This is a genomic window from Arthrobacter sp. Y3223065, assembly GCF_059090885.1.
In genome coordinates, this window is record NZ_JBNHGC010000002.1 from 325,050 (window position 1) to 341,324 (window position 16,275).

Sequence of the window (16,275 nt, forward strand, 5' to 3'; positions counted from 1 at the left end):
GGCCGGCATGCGGCTGCTGCTGATCCGGCACGGGCAGACCCACTCCAACGTCCGCGGGCTGCTGGACACGGGTGCCCCCGGGGCTGAGCTGACCGACCTGGGACACGCACAGGCACGGGCGCTGCCGAAGGCCCTCGACGGCGAGCCGATCGACGCCCTGCTCGCATCCACCCTCGTGCGCACGCAGCTCACGGCGTCCCCGCTGGCTGCCGCCCGAAAGCTTGAGACGGACGTGCGCGACGGGCTGCGCGAGATCTCGGCCGGCGAGCTGGAAATGCGCGGCGACCGGGATTCCATCATTGCCTACATGACCACGGTCTTCGCCTGGGCGGCGGGAGACCTGGAGCGCCGGATGCCCGGCGGCCCGGACGGCCACGAAACCTTCGGGCGCTTCGATGCCGTTATCGAAGAAGCCCGAACCTCCGGCATCGGCACCCTGGCGGTGGTCAGCCACGGCGCCATGATCCGCAGCTGGGCCGGCGCGCGCGCGTCCAACCTGACGGTCCCCTTCGTGGCCCGGAACCAGTTGAGCAACACCGGGGTGGTCGTGCTCGACGGCGGTCCCGACGGTTGGGAGGCGCTCACCTGGATGGGCCAGGCCGTTGGCGGACCCGAACTGGCCGACCCGCTCACCGACGGTCCCACCGCCGATCCGATCAGCCCTGGGAGCGTCCCCTCCGACTCCCGGGACTGACGAGCAAAAAACCACGAGGACCCGCAGCGGCCGACCGCCCATGTCACACATGTGCCCGCGGCGGTGTCCTATCTCTGTAACCACACGACAGAGGGAGTTCGCGGTGAGCGCTAAGCATCGGATAGTCACCATTGGGGCGGGCTACGCAGGAGTCATGGCCGCAAACCGGCTGGCCGGCAGCCAGGAGCTGGCGGGCAGGATCGGCGTGAGCGTCCTCAACCCCTCGGCCGACTTCGTGGAGCGGATACGGCTGCACGAGGTCGCGGCGGGCGGCCGGGAATCGGCCTCCGTTCCCATGGCATCGCTGCTGCACCCGGATGCCACCCTGGTGGTCGGCCGGGCCTCCCGGATCGATCCTCGGAAGCGCACCGTCCACTTCGACGACGGCCGGCCCGCGCTGGACTATGACTTCCTGGTCTACGCTCCCGGCAGCACCAGCCAGCCCGCACCTTCGGGATCCGGCGGCCACACGCTGCAGGACGCCCGGTCCGCAGAGCGGCTGCGGCGCGCATTGCAGCAGCTGGCTCCGGGCGCCGTCGTCACCGTTATCGGCGGTGGCCTGACCGGCATCGAGGCAGCTGCCGAAATTGCCGCGGCGCTTCCGCGGTTGAAGGTGCGGCTGGTCTCGCGCGGGCAGGTTGGGGCGGACCTGTCCGACGGCGGCCGCCGGGCCTTGCTGGCACAACTGGCGGATATCGGCGTCGAGGTCATGGACGGCACCCGCGTGGACCGGGCGGACGGGCAGCGCTTGATGCTCTCGGACGGCACAGCCTTGGGTTCGGACTGCACCGTCTGGGCGGCCGGTTTCACGGCTTCCACCCTCGCCGAAGCCAGCGGCCTGGCCACCGATGCCCACGGCAGGCTGCTCGTAGACTCGACGCTGTCCTGCCCCGGCTATCCGGAGATTGTCGGTGCCGGAGACGCCGTTCGCGCGCAGGCCACGGTTGCCTCGCACCTGCGGATGGGGTGTGCGGTAGCCCTGCCGATGGGCGCCCACGCCGCAGAGAACGTGATCGCCCAAATCCGGCAGCGGGCCCCTCAGGAGTTGTCCGTCGGTTTTATGGTGCGATGCATCAGCTTGGGCCGGCGGTCCGGGCTGGTCCAGCCGGTGCATGCGGACGACACCCCGCGACGGTTTGCCCTGAGCCGCCGGGGAGGCGCGTTCGTCAAGGAACAGGTGTGCCGCATGACGCTGTCGTGGCTCCGGGGCGAACTGCGACGCAGCGGTTCGTACAGCTGGCCCCGCGGCCCGCGCAGGGCCGCGGCACGGTAACCGCAGCGCTCGGAGGGCGTCCGAGGGAGGGGACCGCGTACTCGGTTTTGCAGGCCTGGTTACCGGCGGGGGCGGGGCAATTACCCTGCTTCCGGCGGGCAAATACGGGGATGTATTTGGCCCACTACTCGACTCTTTCGGATCCGCCTCGATTTCGTTGCCCGCGGTTTGGTCGGCCCGTTAGTGTCACCGTATCCGCGCCGGCGCGGGGTCCGTTTGGGGGAAGAGAGTTCATCATGCGTTTTTCGTCATTGGTGGCCGCGACGGCGTTGGGGCTCGTCGTCGCATTGGCACCAGCAGGTCCGGCGCTCGCCGGTCCCGCCGAACGGCAGGCCAACTGCGCAGCGCTGGGCGGAACGCTCAGCGGCAACGGCAATAATCAGGTCTGCACTGTGACAACTGTCGTCGTCGGCCCTGATGTTCCATCAGGAACCCCGACCACCACGTTCAGTGCGGACCGGCCCGTGGGCGATCCGGTCACCGTGGACACGTCGCTTCCAGCCCGCCAGCCGGATCCCACGGTGACAACCGAGGAACGCAACGTCGGCGATGCGACTGTCGTAAGGACCGAGCGCGCCGGCGCGCCGGTGGTGACCGAGGAAGAGCGCGATGCCGGCGAGGCTGTCAGCGAGGACGTGGTTGTTCCCGGCACGCCGACGTCGACAACCCGGACGGAGCGGGGCACGCCGACGAGCACCGAGACGCCCACGACCACCAACTGCCGCAGGGTAAACAACGAGCGGGCAGCAAAGCCCGTGGAGAGATGCGAGCGGGCCGTCCTGACCACGACGACGACGCCCACAACGATCGTCACCACGACGACCACCCCGCAGGAACGGGTCACCACGACGACCCAGCCGCGGGAGACGCTGATCACCACGACGACGCCGTTCACCGAGGTCTTCACCAGCACCCAGCAGCGGGAAATGTGCACCACCACGACCTACCAGACGGTGATCGCCACGGCGACGACGCAGCAGACGGAGCGCACGGCGACAACTACGCAGCCGACAACGCGGACCACCACCACGACGACCACCACGTTCAACTTCCCGCGCGGCACCGACGTTCCCACCCCTACAGGCACACCGGTGGTGACGCAGTCAACGGCTCCGGGGACTCCGGTGGTGACCGAAGCAGTGGTTCCAGGCACGCCGATCGTGACGACCGGGACCCGGCCCGGCGATGAGGAGTCGGACACCGAGTGCGCGCCGATCGCCCCGGTGGTAACGGTCACCGAAGGGGAAACGCGGCAGGAAGTCACGACGGCGACCGTGCCCGCAGAGCCGATTGTCACGGTGGCCCGTGAGGACATCGAACCGCTTGTCGTCGAGACCGAAGCGCCGGGTGCGCCGATCGTGACGACCGACATCCGCAGCACCGGGCAGACCTGCTACAACAATCCCTCTAACGCAGAGCAGCGGGGCAACCGCTGCTCAGCGTAGCCCCCAGCCACAGCGTTGACGGCTGCCGCCTTCCAACCAGGAGGGCGGCAGCCGTCATGCGGTGGTGCCAAAGCCGGACGGTTACTTTAGGCGGCTAGAGTCCGTGCACCAGGAGGTTCCGGTGCGGTTGCAGCCAGCCTTTGGCCAGTGCTGTTTTCGCGTCATATCCATCGGCGATCAGCTTGGCCTTGATTCCGGACGTTTCGAGTGTAAGTGGGCCCGTATTCTCGAGTCGGCCGCACCCAGCGGCGTAAACACCGAATGCCGGGTTGTCCATGATTAAGCACATTTCGCGGGGATCGGGGGTGTCCATCAAGGCGGTGTAGAACGCGTAGCCGTCCTTTTCCGCCAGGAAACGTACGCTGTCCGGGACTACGCCCAGGTGTTCTAAGCGCTCCGCCGGTATTTCTTCCTCGGTACTGGACGGGGAAGACAGTGCTGACATACGGGGAGCCTGGTGGTTGGTGCAGCCTGCCAGCGCCAGCAGTACCGCGGCTGCAGCGCTCAGTTTGGTCAGCGTGTGCATTGTCTCCCCGTCTCTGCCGTAACAACGTTTGTCTCACGCTAGCCGGGAAACAATAAGCATAGGAGGAAATGAACATTGCGAAGCAGTAACTGAAGCTAACAACAAAAACCAGATTTCACCGGTGTTGGGAGCCTTATGCCAAGGATGGAACCATGGGCGGAATCGAGGAACTTATGGCTGAGTCCAACGAACGTTGGACTCAGGCGGCCAAGAGAGCCCAGGGGTTGGCGGACAACGGACTGGGCGCCGCCGTGAAGGTCTACTACACGCGATTCTGGCTAATGGGCTTGATCGTCCTGGTCGCGGTTGGTTCCGTGGCGGCGGCTCTGGCGTTTGGGGCTTCTTATAGCGACTGGACATCGTACCTAATGTTTGACTTCATGCTCGCGGGGCTAGGCACCTTGATCGGAGGTCTGATCTTCAACTCAAAGAAGGTCGTACCGGCAGCCGAATATGGAAACGTCGACGTGACCCTTTCGCTGACGAGCGAGGAACGAAAGCAAGTCCGCCGGCAGGTAGCAGGAAAGGCGGCAGTCGTTCCGGAGCATCTCACGGTAACGCGCGGCACGGCTGTGCAGATGCGAAAGGCTCTTGCGACGCAGCTGTTGATAATGCCGTTCTACCCTTTGGTTTTCATTGCTCAAGCTATCAACGGTGCCGGACGGAATGATCCATTCGGCTGGATCTTTGCAGGCATGGTATTCCTCTTGCTGATCGGGAGCCTATTTCTTATAAGAGATTTCCGACGCTCGGGTCAATTCCTCGCACGCACTGCTGATCAGCCTTGGGGGGTGCGATAGCGGGAACCTTCTACGGCTCTTGCCTAACCAATTCGAGGACGTGGGCATAGTTTTGTTCGAGGTGGACTCCGGAAGGGTCTCCAGCTTCCGTGCACCAGGAAGCCTGAGGCTGCCATGGCCATTCCGTCAACAGAGGAAGTCGCTGCGGTGCGGGTGGCGGCAGGGCCGATGACAAGACAAGGACCGCAGCCGCTGGTGTTATGGCTGCGGTCCTTGGCACTCCTACGGACCCTCTGCGGACTAACGCCTAGTAATCATGCTCTGACTGAGCGTTATGTCCTGGGCTACCGGTAGTTGATGAACTGCAGGTCGACGTCCAGATCGGAGCCCTTGAGCAGCGAAATGACTTCCTGCAGGTCGTCCCGGGACTTCGAGGTGACGCGGAGTTCGTCACCCTGGATCTGGGCCTTCACACCCTTGGGGCCCTCGTCGCGGATGATTTTCGAGATCTTCTTGGCCTGGTCCTGGGCGATGCCCTCCTTGACGCCGGCCTCGATCCGGTACTCCTTGCCCGAAGCGAACGGCTCGCCGGCGTCCAGGGACTTCAACGAAATGCCGCGCTTGACCAGCTTCGACTGAAGCACGTCCAGAACAGCCTTGACCCGTTCCTCGGAGTTGGCCTTCATCAGGATTTTCTCGCCGCTGAAATCAACCTCGGCGCCGACTCCCTTGAAGTCATAGCGCTGTGCGATTTCCTTCTGCGCCTGGTTCAACGCATTGGCGACTTCCTGCTTGTCCACCTTGCTGACGATGTCGAACGAAGAATCGCTGGCCATGGTTCCTCCTGGGTCGGGGCGTATGTGTCTTGGCACCAGCCTACTGAATCGCACCCGAACGCGCGGCTTACCCAGCTGGGACGCAGGTTCCGTCCATCGTTCCTTCATCCCGATCCGCGAGAATCACAAAGCCGTCATCAATCACCAATCTTCAGGAGAAGCACGCATGGGAGCACGCCCGCGATACATAGTCACGTCGATGAGGGTTGCCGCGGGTTCGGTCCTGACCGTAACGGCCGTCGCCACCGTGGTTGTGATGGGCTCCGCGCCGGCCTCGGCGGGCACTGCCTCCCTGGCGTCCGTCCAGGCGCCCGCCGCGGCGGCCGGCGCCGCTTCTCTGCTCCGTCGGGACACCCACGGGCTAGAGCGTGAACTTCGGCACGACGTCACGAGCGGAACCCTCTTCGACGACGGCCCCGCCGGCTATGGCCCCACCGGCGGTGGCGGGTCGGCAGGCTTGGGCGGCCCCTCCGGCGCCGTGGGCGACGAGTCCGGCTCCGGGCAGTCCGCCCGGTTGGACGGCATCCGCCGCGAGATGGATCAGGCGGTACGGCTGCAGTTGGTCACCGCGGAGCAGGCAGAGCGGTTCGTCGGGCAGATGCAGGAGCGGATTTCCCGGGGTTTGTAGGCCCAGCGGAGCCCGATTCGATTCTTGGACCGATCTTTGTGTAAAGTTGTCTTGCTTCCTCACGGGGAAGCGGTCTTCTTCTGAAGAAGGCGTTCGGCAGATTACCCGAGCGGCCAAAGGGGGCTGACTGTAAATCAGCTGGCATTGCCTACGGGGGTTCGAATCCCTCATCTGCCACCGAACGGGAAACCCCGTCTGACCAGGTGAATTACTGGTGGGACGGGGTTTTTCCATACCTGCCGGCCATGCCGGCCGCCGCTGGTTCACTCCCCGGCACAGGGTCGGGGACCGGCGTCGATAGACTTGACCGCGGATGTGACCGGCGGCGACCAGCTGCCACGACGAGGAGTTCTCTTGCGACAATTCACCGCCCGCTTCGCGACGCCGGAGGAAATCGAGGCATGGGACAGCCATGTCACGGCCAATCCCAACGGTGGCAACATGCTGCAGGCCAAGGCCTACGCCCTGGTCAAGGCGGACCACGGGTGGAAGCCGCTGTACCTCGCGTATGAGACCGAGGACTACACCAGCTACAACCTGGTGCTGGAAAAGCAGGTCCCGCTGCTGGGCAAATACTGGTACATGATCAAGGGCCCGGACGTTGCCTCGCCCGAGGACCTGCCCGGCATCTTCGAGGCCAACCGTAACTTCTGCCGGGAGCATGCACGCGGCGTCTTCGCGATCCGGATCGAGCCGGACGTCGAGGCTACCGACGGCACGCGCGCGCTGCTGGCGGGCGAAGGCCTGGTCAAAATGCCAGACCTGCAGCCGAACGACCACACCGCAATCGTCGACATCTCCCCGGAGCCGGACGTCGTCCTCAAGAGCTTCTCGTCGCGCGGGCGCAACGCCGTACGGCGCGCCATCCGCGAGGGTGCCGAAGTGGTGACGGCCGAACCGACGGAAGAGAACTTCAGGGCGATGTTCAACCTGATGGGGCAGGTGCAGCAGGGCCAGAAGAACGTACAGGTCCGCTCCTTTGAGTACTTCAAGGCGTTCTGGGGCAACTTCATTGCCGCGGGGCAGGGTCGGCTGCTGTTCACCTACGAAGACGGCAAGCCGTCGGTGGGCGCGTTCGTGGTCAACTACGGACGCAAGGGCACCTACAAAGACGGCGGATCGCTGCCGCGCCGCAAGCAGTACGGGGACTCCCACCTGATCCAGTGGACGGCCATAAACCAGCTCAAGGAGCTGGGCATTACTACTTACGACCTGTGCGGAACTCCGCCGTCGTCCGAACTCAAAAACACCGAACACGAGTACTACGGGCTGGGCCTGTTCAAGACCAGCTTCACCAAGACCATCACCGACTTCGTCGGCTGCTATGACCAGGTGATCTCCCCGTTGAAGTACAAAGTGTGGTCCGCGGCCGGGGAGAAGATTGCCCGCGGCCTCTACGTGCGCCGTCGCCACCAGCCCTTCTACTGAGCGGCGCCGTCGACCTCGGCGGATGCCCCGGGCAGTCCGTGCTCAGGCCGCTTCGGCCAGCGGCAGCGGGTGGATGTCCCAGAGGAAGCAGTACGTTTTCCGGCCGGAATTGTGCATGACGTTGTAGTACAGCCACTGCCAGGCAGTTGCGTCGTTATGGTCCGCCGGAGCGGGCGGGCAGTCGGCCGGCGTGTACCACTTTCCATCGCTCCAGATGCAGTGCAGGTCGCCCACATAGGTGGCCGCCGGGCCGGCGCCGGGCCTGCCATGCGGCAGTCCGATTCTGTCCTTCAGCGAGGCGCCCTCACCCACGGCGTAGAGCTCGTTCCGTGACGGGTCATGGGCAAACGGCAGATGCTCCTGAAGCTTGTCCATCACGGCGATGCTCTTGGAAATGGCGGCGTCGAGTTCCAGTCCGTCGGTGACAATCAGGACGGTGCAGCGGTTCATGGCTTTTCCTCCGGTCGCGGTCTCTGGTGGGATCGACCTTAGGGATCCGGCCACAGCAGCCGGTAGCCCCGGCAGCGGATTGTGGATAACGGTGGGGGCGGCAGCTCATGCGCTGAGCGAACAGGGGCGACAGGCCGCAGCCCGGCGCGTTAGCGTGGAGGTATGGCAACCATCGATCTCACCGAGGCCCAGTTTCCGCAGACCATCGAAGAAAACGACATTGTGTTCGTTGACTTCTGGGCCGACTGGTGCGGCCCGTGCAAGCAGTTTGCCCCCGTCTACGATGCCGCGTCCGAGGAACACGGCGACATCGTCTTCGCCAAGGTGGACACCGAAGCCGAGCAGGGCCTGGCCGCCGCGGCCGGCATCACCTCGATTCCGACCCTCATGGCATTCCGCGAGAAGGTGCTGGTGTTCTCCCAGCCCGGCGCCCTGAACTCCAGCCAGTTCGGGCAGTTGGTGGACGCAGTCAAGGGCCTGGACATGCAGGAAGTCCACGCCCAGGTGGCTGCCCAGCAGCAGGCGGCGCAGGACGGCCAGGCTTCCGAATAACCGCACGGCGGTCAGGACTCCTGGGGAGCGGGGCGCATGCCCTGCTCCCTCGGTCTTTAAAGCCGGCGGCGGTTTCGCGGCGTTAGTGCCGGCGGTGGTCCTGCGGCGCCAGCCGCGGTCCGAACGAGGGCTTGCGGAAACCGCTCAGCACCAGCATCCGCACCACCCGCTGGCGGTGGCCCCTCCACGGTTCCAGGAGCTCGAGCATGCCGGCGTCGTCCGTCTTGCGGCCGGTGAGGGCGTAGCCGACGAACGCAGCCAGATGGAAGTCGCCCACCGACACCGAGTCCGGGTCCCCGTGCGTGCGCTGCGCGGTCTCGGCAGCGGTCCACGGGCCAATCCCCGGAACGGTGCACAGCTTGCCGGCCAGCTCTTCGCCGGCCGGCAACGACGCCAGCCGTTCCAGGGCGCCGGCCGAGGAACATGCCCGCATGATCGTGGCCGAGCGCTTCGAGTCCACCCCCGCCCGGTGCCAGTCCCAGGACGGGATGCGCCGCCACCCCTGCGCCGTCGGCGGGACCATGAGCCCGCTCGGTGCGGGCCCCGGGGCCGGCGTCCCGTGCCGGTGGACGAGGTATTTGTAGGAGTAGCGCGCCTCGATCGTGGTGATCTTCTGCTCCAGGATCACCGGCACCAGCGCATCAATCATCCGCCCGGTCGCCGGCAGCCGCAGCCCGGGATGCCGCCGGCGCGGCTCACGCACCAGGCGGGGCAGGCCCGCGTGGAAATCCGGGGTGTCAAACCCCGACCAGTCATCGTCCGCCCCCAGCAGCGCGGGGAGCCCGGCGAGTGCTTCCTCGGCACCCGGCCCCCACGCCTGTCCCATGACGACGGCGGTGCCCCGGCTGCCGTCGTGCCCTCCCGCACCGTGGGTGAGGCGCAGGGTAGCCGCGCCGGCGGAGGTGTTCAGCGTCAGCCAGGCACCGGCGTCGTCAATCCGGGCGGTGGGATCCTGCGTGCCGCGGGACAGGATGGACAGCGTTCCGCGCAGGTCATACGGCTCCGGAAACTCCACCAGTGCAGTGAGCCCGGTGCCGGGCGCGGTGGCGGTGGACAGCATGGATTAATCGTCCCACGCGCTCCGGACAGTTCCTTCCCCTGGACCGGTTCATGCAAGGCGCGCGTCGCTCAGGCGCGGGCCACGGCAGCCGCACGCGGGCCCGGGCATGAACCCGTCTTACGCCGGATGTGCCCCCGGATACGCTGGCGGGTAGATTTGGGCCCATGAAATATGCCAATTCTGTTCTGGACCTGATCGGCAACACCCCGTTGGTCAAGCTGAACAAAGTGACCGAAGGTCTTGCTGCCACCGTCCTGGCGAAGGTGGAGTATTTCAACCCGGGCGGTTCGATCAAGGACCGCATCGCGGTGAAGATGATCGAAGAAGCCGAGAAGGACGGGCGGCTGAAGCCCGGCGGCACGGTCATCGAACCCACCAGCGGCAACACCGGGGTGGGCCTGGCCCTGGTGGCCCAGCAGAAGGGCTACAAGTCCATCTTCGTGACCCCGGACAAGGTGGGCCTGGAAAAGCGCGACGTGCTCAAGGCCTACGGCGCCGACGTCGTCGTCACCCCCACCTCCGTGGCTCCCGACAGCCCGGAGTCCTACTACGGCGTCTCGGACCGGCTGGTGACCGAGGTGGACGGCGGCTTCAAGCCGGACCAGTTCAACAACCCGGCGGCGCCGGCCAGCCATTACGAGTCGACCGGCCCGGAGATCTGGCGCGACACGGACGGCCGGGTCACCCACGTGGTGATCGGCGCCGGCACCGGCGGAACCATCACGGGAACCGGCCGCTACCTGAAGGAAATTTCCGCCGACCGCCCCGGCGGTCCCGTGAAAATCATTGGCGCCGACCCCGAGGGCTCGGTCTACTCCGGTGGCAGCGGACGGCCGTACTTCGTCGAGGGCGTCGGCGAGGACATGTGGCCGGACAACTACGACAAGTCGGTTCCGGACGAGGTGCTGGCCGTCAACGACGCCGAGGCATTCGCGATGACCCGTCGGCTGGCCCAGGAGGAGGGACTGCTGGTCGGCGGTTCCTCCGGCATGGCCGTGGTGGCCGCGCTGAAGGTGGCCGAAGGGCTGGGGCCGGACGACATCGTGGTTGTGATCCTGCCCGACTCCGGCCGCGGCTACCTGGGCAAGATCTTCAACGACGACTGGATGAAGTCCTACGGCTTTATCGCCGGCGGGGACGAAGCGACCGTGGGCGAGGTGCTGCGGGGCAAGAGCGGCGTGCTGCCGGACCTGGTCCACACCCATCCCTACGAGACGGTGCGCGACGTCATCGGGATCATGAACGAGTTCGGTGTCTCGACCCTGCCCGTGCTCTCGCAGGAGCCGCCGGTGGTCATGGGCGAGGTGGTCGGAGCCGTGAACGAACGCGAACTGACGGCCAAGCTGTTCAAGAACGAGGCGAAGCTGACAGACAAGGTCGGCGACCACCTGGGTGCGGCGATGCCGCTGGTCGGTGCGCTGGAGCCGGTTTCTGCCGCCCGCGAGAAGCTGCAGGCGGTCGACGGCGTGCTGGTGACGCTGGCCGGTGCCCCGGTGGGCGTGCTGACCCGCCACGACCTGCTGTCCTACCTGACGAGCTGAAGGAGAGAAGAATGAGCGCAGAGAACAACCAGGGGTTTAACACCCGCGCCGTGCATGCCGGCCAGGTGCCGGACCAGGCCACCGGCGCGGTGGTGCCCGCGATCTACCAGTCTTCGACCTACGCCCAGGACGGCATCGGCGGGCTGCGGAACGGCTACGAGTACGGCCGCGGCACCAACCCGACCCGGGACTCGCTGCAGGTGCAGCTGGCGGCGGTGGAGGGCGGCAAGCACGCCTTCTCCTTCGCCTCCGGGCTGGCCGCCGAGGATGCGCTGATCCGCGCCCTGCTCGCCCCGGGCGACCACATCGTGCTGGGCAACGACGCCTATGGCGGGACCTACCGGCTGATCAGCCGCGTGCTCGGTGCCTGGGGGATCGGCCACACCGTGGTGGACATGTCCGACGAGTCGGCCGTGGCCGCCGCGGTCAGCGAGCACAAGGCCCGGTTCCTCTGGGTGGAAACCCCCTCCAACCCGATGATGAAGGTCACCGACATTGCCGCGCTGGCCGAGCTGGCGCACGCCGCCGGCGCGCTGCTGGTCGTGGACAACACCTTCGCCTCTCCGTACCTGCAGAACCCGCTGGCCTTCGGCGCCGACGTCGTGGTGCATTCGACCACCAAGTACATCGGCGGACATTCGGACGTGATCGGGGGCGCCGTGGTGCTCAACGACGACGCGCTCGCCGAGAAGGTCGGTTTCGTACAGTTCGCGGTGGGCGCGGTCTCCGCCCCGCTGGACGCTTTCCTGACCACCCGCGGCCTGAAGACGCTGGGCGTGCGGATGGACCGGCACTCGGCCAATGCCCAGGCCGTGGCCGAATGGCTGCAGGGCCGGGCCGAAGTCGAGGCCGTCTACTACCCGGGCCTGCCCGAGCACCCCGGCCACGAGCTGGCCAAGAAACAGATGCGCGGCTTCGGCGGCATGGTCTCCGTTTCGTTCGCGGGCGGCGAGGCGGCGGCCCGCAAGGTGGCCGAGTCCACCGAGGTGTTTACGCTGGCGGAATCGCTCGGCGGCATCGAGTCGCTGGTCAACTACCCGTCGGAGATGACCCATGCCTCGGTGAAAGGCACCGAATTGGCGGTGCCGGAGAACCTCATCCGGCTGTCGGTGGGCATCGAGGACATCGACGACTTGATCGCAGACCTGGAAAAGGCGTTCGGCCAGCTCTAGGCGCGCAAGAGGCGGCGGTACCGGCAGGCCGGGCCGCCGCCTCTGGCGCGTCCGGGGCCGGAAGAGAATACTGTGTCCATGGATGCGAACAAGCAGTACCCTCCGGCCAGCGTTGTCGCCGGTCTGCAGTCGCGCAGGGCGCACGAACTGATCGAGTTCCTGACCGGAACCATGGGATTCACCGAGCACGCACGGTTCGAGGAACACGGCCTGGTGGTGCACGCCGAGCTGCTCTGGCCCGAAGGCGGCATGGTGATGGTTTCCAGCCACGCGGAGGGGACCCTGTGGGCCAGGGAACCCGGCTCGGCCCAGCTTAACGTCTACACCCGGGACCCGGACGGCGCGTACGCGCGCATGAAGGCAGCCGGGGCGTCGATCATCCGGGACCTGCAGGACACCGACTACGGCGACCGCGGCTTCGGCATCAACGACCCGGACGGAAATCTCTGGGCCATCGGAAAATACCGCGGCCAACCGCTGCCGGCCGACGGGGCCAAGGAACAGGACATCAGCTACGAGGGGCACGCCTGAGCAGGCATCCGGCCGAACATATGATTGCCCCATGAATTCCGGATCCCTGCTGGCCCTCTGTCGGCTGCACGCCCTGAAGCCCGATGCCAGCAAGGTGGGAATCACCGGGATCGATAAGCGCCCGGTGGACGAACGGGTGCCGGTCCACCCGACGGGGCTGCGCGCCGATGTCCAGGCGGACCGCAAAAACCACGGCGGAGAGCTCAAGGCCCTCTACGCCTATGCCCAGGAAGATGCCGACGCGTGGTCGGCCGAGCTCGGGCGCGACATCCCGCCGGGGCTGTTCGGCGAAAACCTGCGGACCACGGGCCTGGAAGTCAGCGGCGCGCTGGTGGGGGAGCGGTGGCAGGTCGGCCCCGACGTCGTCGTCGAAGTGACGATGCCGCGGATACCCTGCGCCACCTTCGCCCGCCACATGGGCGAGCCCCAGTGGGTCAAGCGCTTCCTGCGCAAGGGGCTGCCCGGTGCCTATCTCAAGGTCGTCACCCCCGGCTCCCTCGCCGCCGGTGACAGCATCCGCGTCCTTTTCCGCCCCGCGCACGGCGTCAGCGTGGCGGCATCATCGCTGGGGCTCAGCCCTGAGCAGGCGCAGGCGCTGCGGGCTTCCGAGGCAACCGGCGAGATTTCGCTGCACGGCAACGTCGGCAAAGCAGTCCGGAGGGTGCTGGACCGGGGCCGCGTCCACGACTGAGGACAGCGACTGTACCCCTCGCGGCCGGGGTTGTCCGCCGAACCATCGCCCCGTAGGCTTTATGCAACTTGTTGTGCAAAGGAGTGCATCGTGGCCGTGGCCTACCCGAAGTTGTTTGAACCGCTGGACCTCGGCTTCACGGTTCTGCCCAACCGGGTTCTGATGGGGTCCATGCACGTTGGGCTCGAGGAACTGCCCGGCGGCTTCGAGCGCATGGCGGCCTTCTACGCCGAACGCGCGCGCGGCGGCGTCGGGCTGATCGTGACCGGCGGCTTCGCCCCCAACGAAGACGGCAGGCTGCAGCCCGGCGGTGCCATGATGACGACGGCGGTGGACGCCGCCTGCCACACGATCATCACCGGCGCGGTCCATGCCGCGGGAGGGCGGATTGCGCTTCAATTGCTGCACGCCGGACGTTACGCCGCCCATCCCGCACCGGTAGCGCCCAGCCCGCTGCAGGCTCCGATCGGCCCGTTTACGCCCCGCGGGCTCAGCGAACCGGAGATCGGGCAAACCATCGAGGACTTCGCGAACGCGGCCGCGCTGGCCCGCGAAGCAGGCTACGACGGCGTGGAGATCATGGGGTCCGAGGGATACCTGATCAACGAGTTCATCGCCGCCCGCACCAACCAGCGGACCGACGGCTGGGGCGGCAGCTACCGCAACCGGATCCGCTTCCCGCTGGAGGTTGTCCGCCGGACCCGCGAGCGGGTGGGGGAGGATTTCATCATCATCTACCGCCTGTCCATGCTGGACCTGGTGGAAGGCGGGTCCACCTTCGAGGAAGTCGCCGAACTGGCCCGCGGAGTCGAAGCCGCAGGGGCCACCATCATCAATACCGGCATCGGTTGGCACGAATCCCGGGTGCCCACCATCGCCACCTCGGTCCCACGTGCCGGTTTCTCCTGGGTCACCCGCCGGCTGATGGGCGCCGTCGGAATTCCGTTGGTAACCACCAACCGGATCAACAACCCGGATACCGCCGAACAGCTGCTGGCCGGCGGATACGCCGACATGGTGTCCATGGCCCGCCCGTTGCTCGCCGATCCGGCATTCGTGCTCAAGGCCTCGCGCGGACGGGCTGACGAGATCAATACCTGCATCGCCTGCAACCAGGCCTGCCTGGACCACACCTTCGTCGGCAAAACCACCTCCTGCCTGGTCAATCCGCAGGCCTGCCACGAGACAGAACTGCTGATCGCTCCCGCCCCCGAGCCCAAATCGCTGGCCGTGGTCGGGGCGGGGCCGGCCGGGCTGGCCTGTGCCGTCACCGCGGCCAGGCGCGGCCACCGGGTCACGCTCTTTGAAGCGGCGGACGGCATCGGCGGCCAGTTCAACCTGGCCAAGCAGATCCCGGGCAAGGAAGAGTTCCACGAGACCATCCGCTACTTCAGCCGCCAACTGGAGCTGCTCGGGGTCGAGGTGCGGCTGAACACCCGGGCCACGGCGGCCGCCCTGGCCGAGGGCGGGTTTGACGAGGTCGTCCTCGCCACCGGCGTGGTGCCCCGGCTTCCGGACCTGGACGGCGTGGACCACCCGAGCGTGCTCGGCTACCTGGACGTGCTGCGCGACCACCGGCAGCTGGGTAAAACAGTGGCAGTGCTGGGAGCCGGTGGCATCGGCTTCGACGTCAGCACGTACATCACCCAGGCCGGCCCCAGCGCCACCCTGGAGCCGGACCGGTTCCGCGAGCACTGGGGAGTCGACGACGACCCGGCGGTGCGCGGCGGCCTGGCCGCGCCCCGGCCCGAACGCCCCGCCCGGAGCGTCTATCTGCTGCAGCGCAAGGAATCCAAGCTCGGAGCCGGACTGGGCAAGACGACCGGATGGATCCACCGGGCCGAGCTCAAGAGCCGCGGCGTGCAGATGATCCCGGCCGTTACCTACCGCAAGATCGACGACGACGGACTGCACCTGACCGTCGACGGCACAGACACGGTGCTCGCCGTCGACAACGTGGTGCTCTGCACCGGCCAGGAACCCCAGCGGGAGTTGCAGCAGGCGCTGGAAGCTGCGGGGCTGCCGGTCCACCTGGTCGGAGGCGCCGACGTGGCGGCCGAACTCGACGCCAAACGCGCCATCAACCAGGCGACCCGGCTGGCTGCGGCACTGTAACGGAACGAGCTGCCATGTCCTTGCCGCACGCCATCCTCACTGCCTTGCTGGAACGCCCCGGATCCGGGGCAGAACTGGCCCGCCGGTTCGACAAGTCGTTCGGCTTCTTCTGGCCGGCGACACACCAGCAGATTTACCGCGAGCTCGCCAAGCTGGAACAGCACGGCCTGGTCGAGTCGACCGGCCGCGACTCCAGCCGCGGGCGTGCCAAGGAGTACCAGGTCCTTGCCGTGGGCCGGGAGGAATTGCGGCGCTGGACCGACGAACAGCAGAACCCCCGCCCGGTCCGGGAGGAACTGATGATCCGCCTCCGCGCCTCCTCGGTGCTCGGAGACGTCCCGATCGCCGGCGAGATCGAGCGGCATCTGGGCCTGCACCGCACGCAGCTCGAGGCCTACCGCCAACTCGACCAGCGGGGCACCTGGACCGACGCCAACCGGCTGCAGCGGGCCGTGCTGCGGGCGGGCATCATGTTCGAGGAGGCCTGGATCGAGTGGGCCGAGCAGACACTGCAAGGGGAGTAGGAACACGAACCGTCACACGGCGCCGGGCGGCTGCTGTGCCAAAGGTCACCGCCCGTCGTCGTGCTCCCT

17 protein-coding genes and 1 tRNA gene are annotated in these 16,275 nt (G+C 66.9%); 14 read left to right on the forward strand and 4 right to left on the reverse strand.

From position 1 onward, the window contains the following. Nucleotides 1-7: 7 nt before the first annotated feature. From AC5RUK_RS06415 to AC5RUK_RS06425, 3 genes are all read left to right on the forward strand, one after another. Complete coding sequence (locus tag AC5RUK_RS06415) at nucleotides 8-694, forward strand: histidine phosphatase family protein (RefSeq protein WP_494151680.1); 687 nt, start codon at nucleotides 8-10, stop codon at nucleotides 692-694. A 103-nt stretch (nucleotides 695-797) separates the two neighbouring features. Further along, nucleotides 798-1,967, forward strand: a complete 1,170-nt coding sequence (locus AC5RUK_RS06420; protein ID WP_494151681.1) for an NAD(P)/FAD-dependent oxidoreductase — start codon at nucleotides 798-800, stop codon at nucleotides 1,965-1,967. Between the two features lie 236 nt (nucleotides 1,968-2,203). Beyond that, on the forward strand, nucleotides 2,204-3,412 hold the full coding sequence (locus tag AC5RUK_RS06425; protein ID WP_494151682.1) for a hypothetical protein: 1,209 nt from the start codon (nucleotides 2,204-2,206) through the stop codon (nucleotides 3,410-3,412). A gap of 94 nt (nucleotides 3,413-3,506) precedes the next feature. On the opposite strand, the gene AC5RUK_RS06430 is transcribed toward AC5RUK_RS06425, so the two are convergent. Continuing rightward, nucleotides 3,507-3,938: a hypothetical protein gene (locus AC5RUK_RS06430; RefSeq protein ID WP_494151683.1), complete on the reverse strand. Its 432-nt coding sequence runs from the start codon at nucleotides 3,936-3,938 to the stop codon at nucleotides 3,507-3,509. Nucleotides 3,939-4,090: 152 nt separating this feature from the next. Here AC5RUK_RS06430 and AC5RUK_RS06435 point away from each other — a divergent pair, with 152 nt between their 5' ends. Then, a complete protein-coding gene (locus AC5RUK_RS06435; RefSeq protein WP_494151684.1) occupies nucleotides 4,091-4,738 on the forward strand; it encodes a hypothetical protein in 648 nt (215 codons plus the stop codon). A gap of 284 nt (nucleotides 4,739-5,022) precedes the next feature. Here the strand turns inward: AC5RUK_RS06435 and AC5RUK_RS06440 are convergent, their stop codons facing one another. Continuing rightward, nucleotides 5,023-5,514, reverse strand: coding sequence for a YajQ family cyclic di-GMP-binding protein (locus AC5RUK_RS06440; protein WP_494000553.1), 492 nt, complete (start codon nucleotides 5,512-5,514; stop codon nucleotides 5,023-5,025). Between the two features lie 199 nt (nucleotides 5,515-5,713). Here AC5RUK_RS06440 and AC5RUK_RS06445 point away from each other — a divergent pair, with 199 nt between their 5' ends. From AC5RUK_RS06445 to AC5RUK_RS06455, 3 genes are all read left to right on the forward strand, one after another. Next, complete coding sequence (locus AC5RUK_RS06445; protein ID WP_494151685.1) at nucleotides 5,714-6,142, forward strand: hypothetical protein; 429 nt, start codon at nucleotides 5,714-5,716, stop codon at nucleotides 6,140-6,142. A gap of 95 nt (nucleotides 6,143-6,237) precedes the next feature. Continuing rightward, nucleotides 6,238-6,319: transfer RNA gene (locus AC5RUK_RS06450), tRNA-Tyr, on the forward strand. Between the two features lie 177 nt (nucleotides 6,320-6,496). Next, nucleotides 6,497-7,570: a lipid II:glycine glycyltransferase FemX gene (locus tag AC5RUK_RS06455; RefSeq protein ID WP_494151686.1), complete on the forward strand. Its 1,074-nt coding sequence runs from the start codon at nucleotides 6,497-6,499 to the stop codon at nucleotides 7,568-7,570. 42 nt (nucleotides 7,571-7,612) lie between these two features. Here the strand turns inward: AC5RUK_RS06455 and AC5RUK_RS06460 are convergent, their stop codons facing one another. Continuing rightward, on the reverse strand, nucleotides 7,613-8,020 hold the full coding sequence (locus AC5RUK_RS06460) for a hypothetical protein (protein WP_494151687.1): 408 nt from the start codon (nucleotides 8,018-8,020) through the stop codon (nucleotides 7,613-7,615). A 162-nt stretch (nucleotides 8,021-8,182) separates the two neighbouring features. Here AC5RUK_RS06460 and AC5RUK_RS06465 point away from each other — a divergent pair, with 162 nt between their 5' ends. Beyond that, a complete protein-coding gene (locus tag AC5RUK_RS06465) occupies nucleotides 8,183-8,572 on the forward strand; it encodes a thioredoxin family protein (RefSeq protein ID WP_493989424.1) in 390 nt (129 codons plus the stop codon). Nucleotides 8,573-8,654: 82 nt separating this feature from the next. Here AC5RUK_RS06465 and AC5RUK_RS06470 read toward each other — a convergent pair whose 3' ends face one another. Next, on the reverse strand, nucleotides 8,655-9,632 hold the full coding sequence (locus tag AC5RUK_RS06470; protein WP_494151688.1) for a DNA-3-methyladenine glycosylase family protein: 978 nt from the start codon (nucleotides 9,630-9,632) through the stop codon (nucleotides 8,655-8,657). A gap of 164 nt (nucleotides 9,633-9,796) precedes the next feature. On the opposite strand from AC5RUK_RS06470, the gene AC5RUK_RS06475 reads away from it, so the two are divergent. The 6 genes from AC5RUK_RS06475 (at nucleotide 9,797) to AC5RUK_RS06500 (ending at nucleotide 16,206) form a co-directional block, all read left to right on the forward strand. Further along, nucleotides 9,797-11,173 (forward strand): cystathionine beta-synthase, encoded by a 1,377-nt coding sequence (locus AC5RUK_RS06475; protein WP_494151689.1) that lies wholly within the window; start codon nucleotides 9,797-9,799, stop codon nucleotides 11,171-11,173. A gap of 11 nt (nucleotides 11,174-11,184) precedes the next feature. Beyond that, nucleotides 11,185-12,345 carry a cystathionine gamma-synthase gene (locus AC5RUK_RS06480; RefSeq protein ID WP_494151690.1) on the forward strand — a complete coding sequence of 387 codons (1,161 nt, stop codon included), beginning with the start codon at nucleotides 11,185-11,187 and terminating at the stop codon, nucleotides 12,343-12,345. 78 nt (nucleotides 12,346-12,423) lie between these two features. Continuing rightward, nucleotides 12,424-12,876 carry a VOC family protein gene (locus AC5RUK_RS06485; protein ID WP_494112486.1) on the forward strand — a complete coding sequence of 151 codons (453 nt, stop codon included), beginning with the start codon at nucleotides 12,424-12,426 and terminating at the stop codon, nucleotides 12,874-12,876. 31 nt (nucleotides 12,877-12,907) lie between these two features. After that, the gene (locus AC5RUK_RS06490) at nucleotides 12,908-13,567 is read left to right on the forward strand and encodes an MOSC domain-containing protein (RefSeq protein WP_494151691.1); all 660 of its coding nucleotides are present in this window, start codon (nucleotides 12,908-12,910) and stop codon (nucleotides 13,565-13,567) included. A gap of 90 nt (nucleotides 13,568-13,657) precedes the next feature. Further along, nucleotides 13,658-15,682: an FAD-dependent oxidoreductase gene (locus tag AC5RUK_RS06495; RefSeq protein WP_494151692.1), complete on the forward strand. Its 2,025-nt coding sequence runs from the start codon at nucleotides 13,658-13,660 to the stop codon at nucleotides 15,680-15,682. Between the two features lie 14 nt (nucleotides 15,683-15,696). Beyond that, a complete protein-coding gene (locus AC5RUK_RS06500; RefSeq protein ID WP_493989417.1) occupies nucleotides 15,697-16,206 on the forward strand; it encodes a PadR family transcriptional regulator in 510 nt (169 codons plus the stop codon). Nucleotides 16,207-16,275: the final 69 nt, after the last annotated feature.

Excerpts from the sequence above, each read along its gene's own strand:
- AC5RUK_RS06415 (WP_494151680.1), top strand. The coding sequence starts at position 8 with ATGCGGCTGCTGCTGATCCGGCACGGGCAGACCCACTCCAACGTCCGC.
- AC5RUK_RS06425 (WP_494151682.1), top strand. The coding sequence starts at position 2,204 with ATGCGTTTTTCGTCATTGGTGGCCGCGACGGCGTTGGGGCTCGTCGTC.
- AC5RUK_RS06430 (WP_494151683.1), bottom strand. The coding sequence starts at position 3,938 with ATGCACACGCTGACCAAACTGAGCGCTGCAGCCGCGGTACTGCTGGCG.
- AC5RUK_RS06435 (WP_494151684.1), top strand. The coding sequence starts at position 4,091 with ATGGGCGGAATCGAGGAACTTATGGCTGAGTCCAACGAACGTTGGACT.
- AC5RUK_RS06440 (WP_494000553.1), bottom strand. The coding sequence starts at position 5,514 with ATGGCCAGCGATTCTTCGTTCGACATCGTCAGCAAGGTGGACAAGCAG.
- AC5RUK_RS06445 (WP_494151685.1), top strand. The coding sequence starts at position 5,714 with ATGAGGGTTGCCGCGGGTTCGGTCCTGACCGTAACGGCCGTCGCCACC.
- AC5RUK_RS06460 (WP_494151687.1), bottom strand. The coding sequence starts at position 8,020 with ATGAACCGCTGCACCGTCCTGATTGTCACCGACGGACTGGAACTCGAC.
- AC5RUK_RS06465 (WP_493989424.1), top strand. The coding sequence starts at position 8,183 with ATGGCAACCATCGATCTCACCGAGGCCCAGTTTCCGCAGACCATCGAA.
- AC5RUK_RS06470 (WP_494151688.1), bottom strand. The coding sequence starts at position 9,632 with ATGCTGTCCACCGCCACCGCGCCCGGCACCGGGCTCACTGCACTGGTG.
- AC5RUK_RS06475 (WP_494151689.1), top strand. The coding sequence starts at position 9,797 with ATGAAATATGCCAATTCTGTTCTGGACCTGATCGGCAACACCCCGTTG.
- AC5RUK_RS06480 (WP_494151690.1), top strand. The coding sequence starts at position 11,185 with ATGAGCGCAGAGAACAACCAGGGGTTTAACACCCGCGCCGTGCATGCC.
- AC5RUK_RS06485 (WP_494112486.1), top strand. The coding sequence starts at position 12,424 with ATGGATGCGAACAAGCAGTACCCTCCGGCCAGCGTTGTCGCCGGTCTG.
- AC5RUK_RS06490 (WP_494151691.1), top strand. The coding sequence starts at position 12,908 with ATGAATTCCGGATCCCTGCTGGCCCTCTGTCGGCTGCACGCCCTGAAG.
- AC5RUK_RS06500 (WP_493989417.1), top strand. The coding sequence starts at position 15,697 with ATGTCCTTGCCGCACGCCATCCTCACTGCCTTGCTGGAACGCCCCGGA.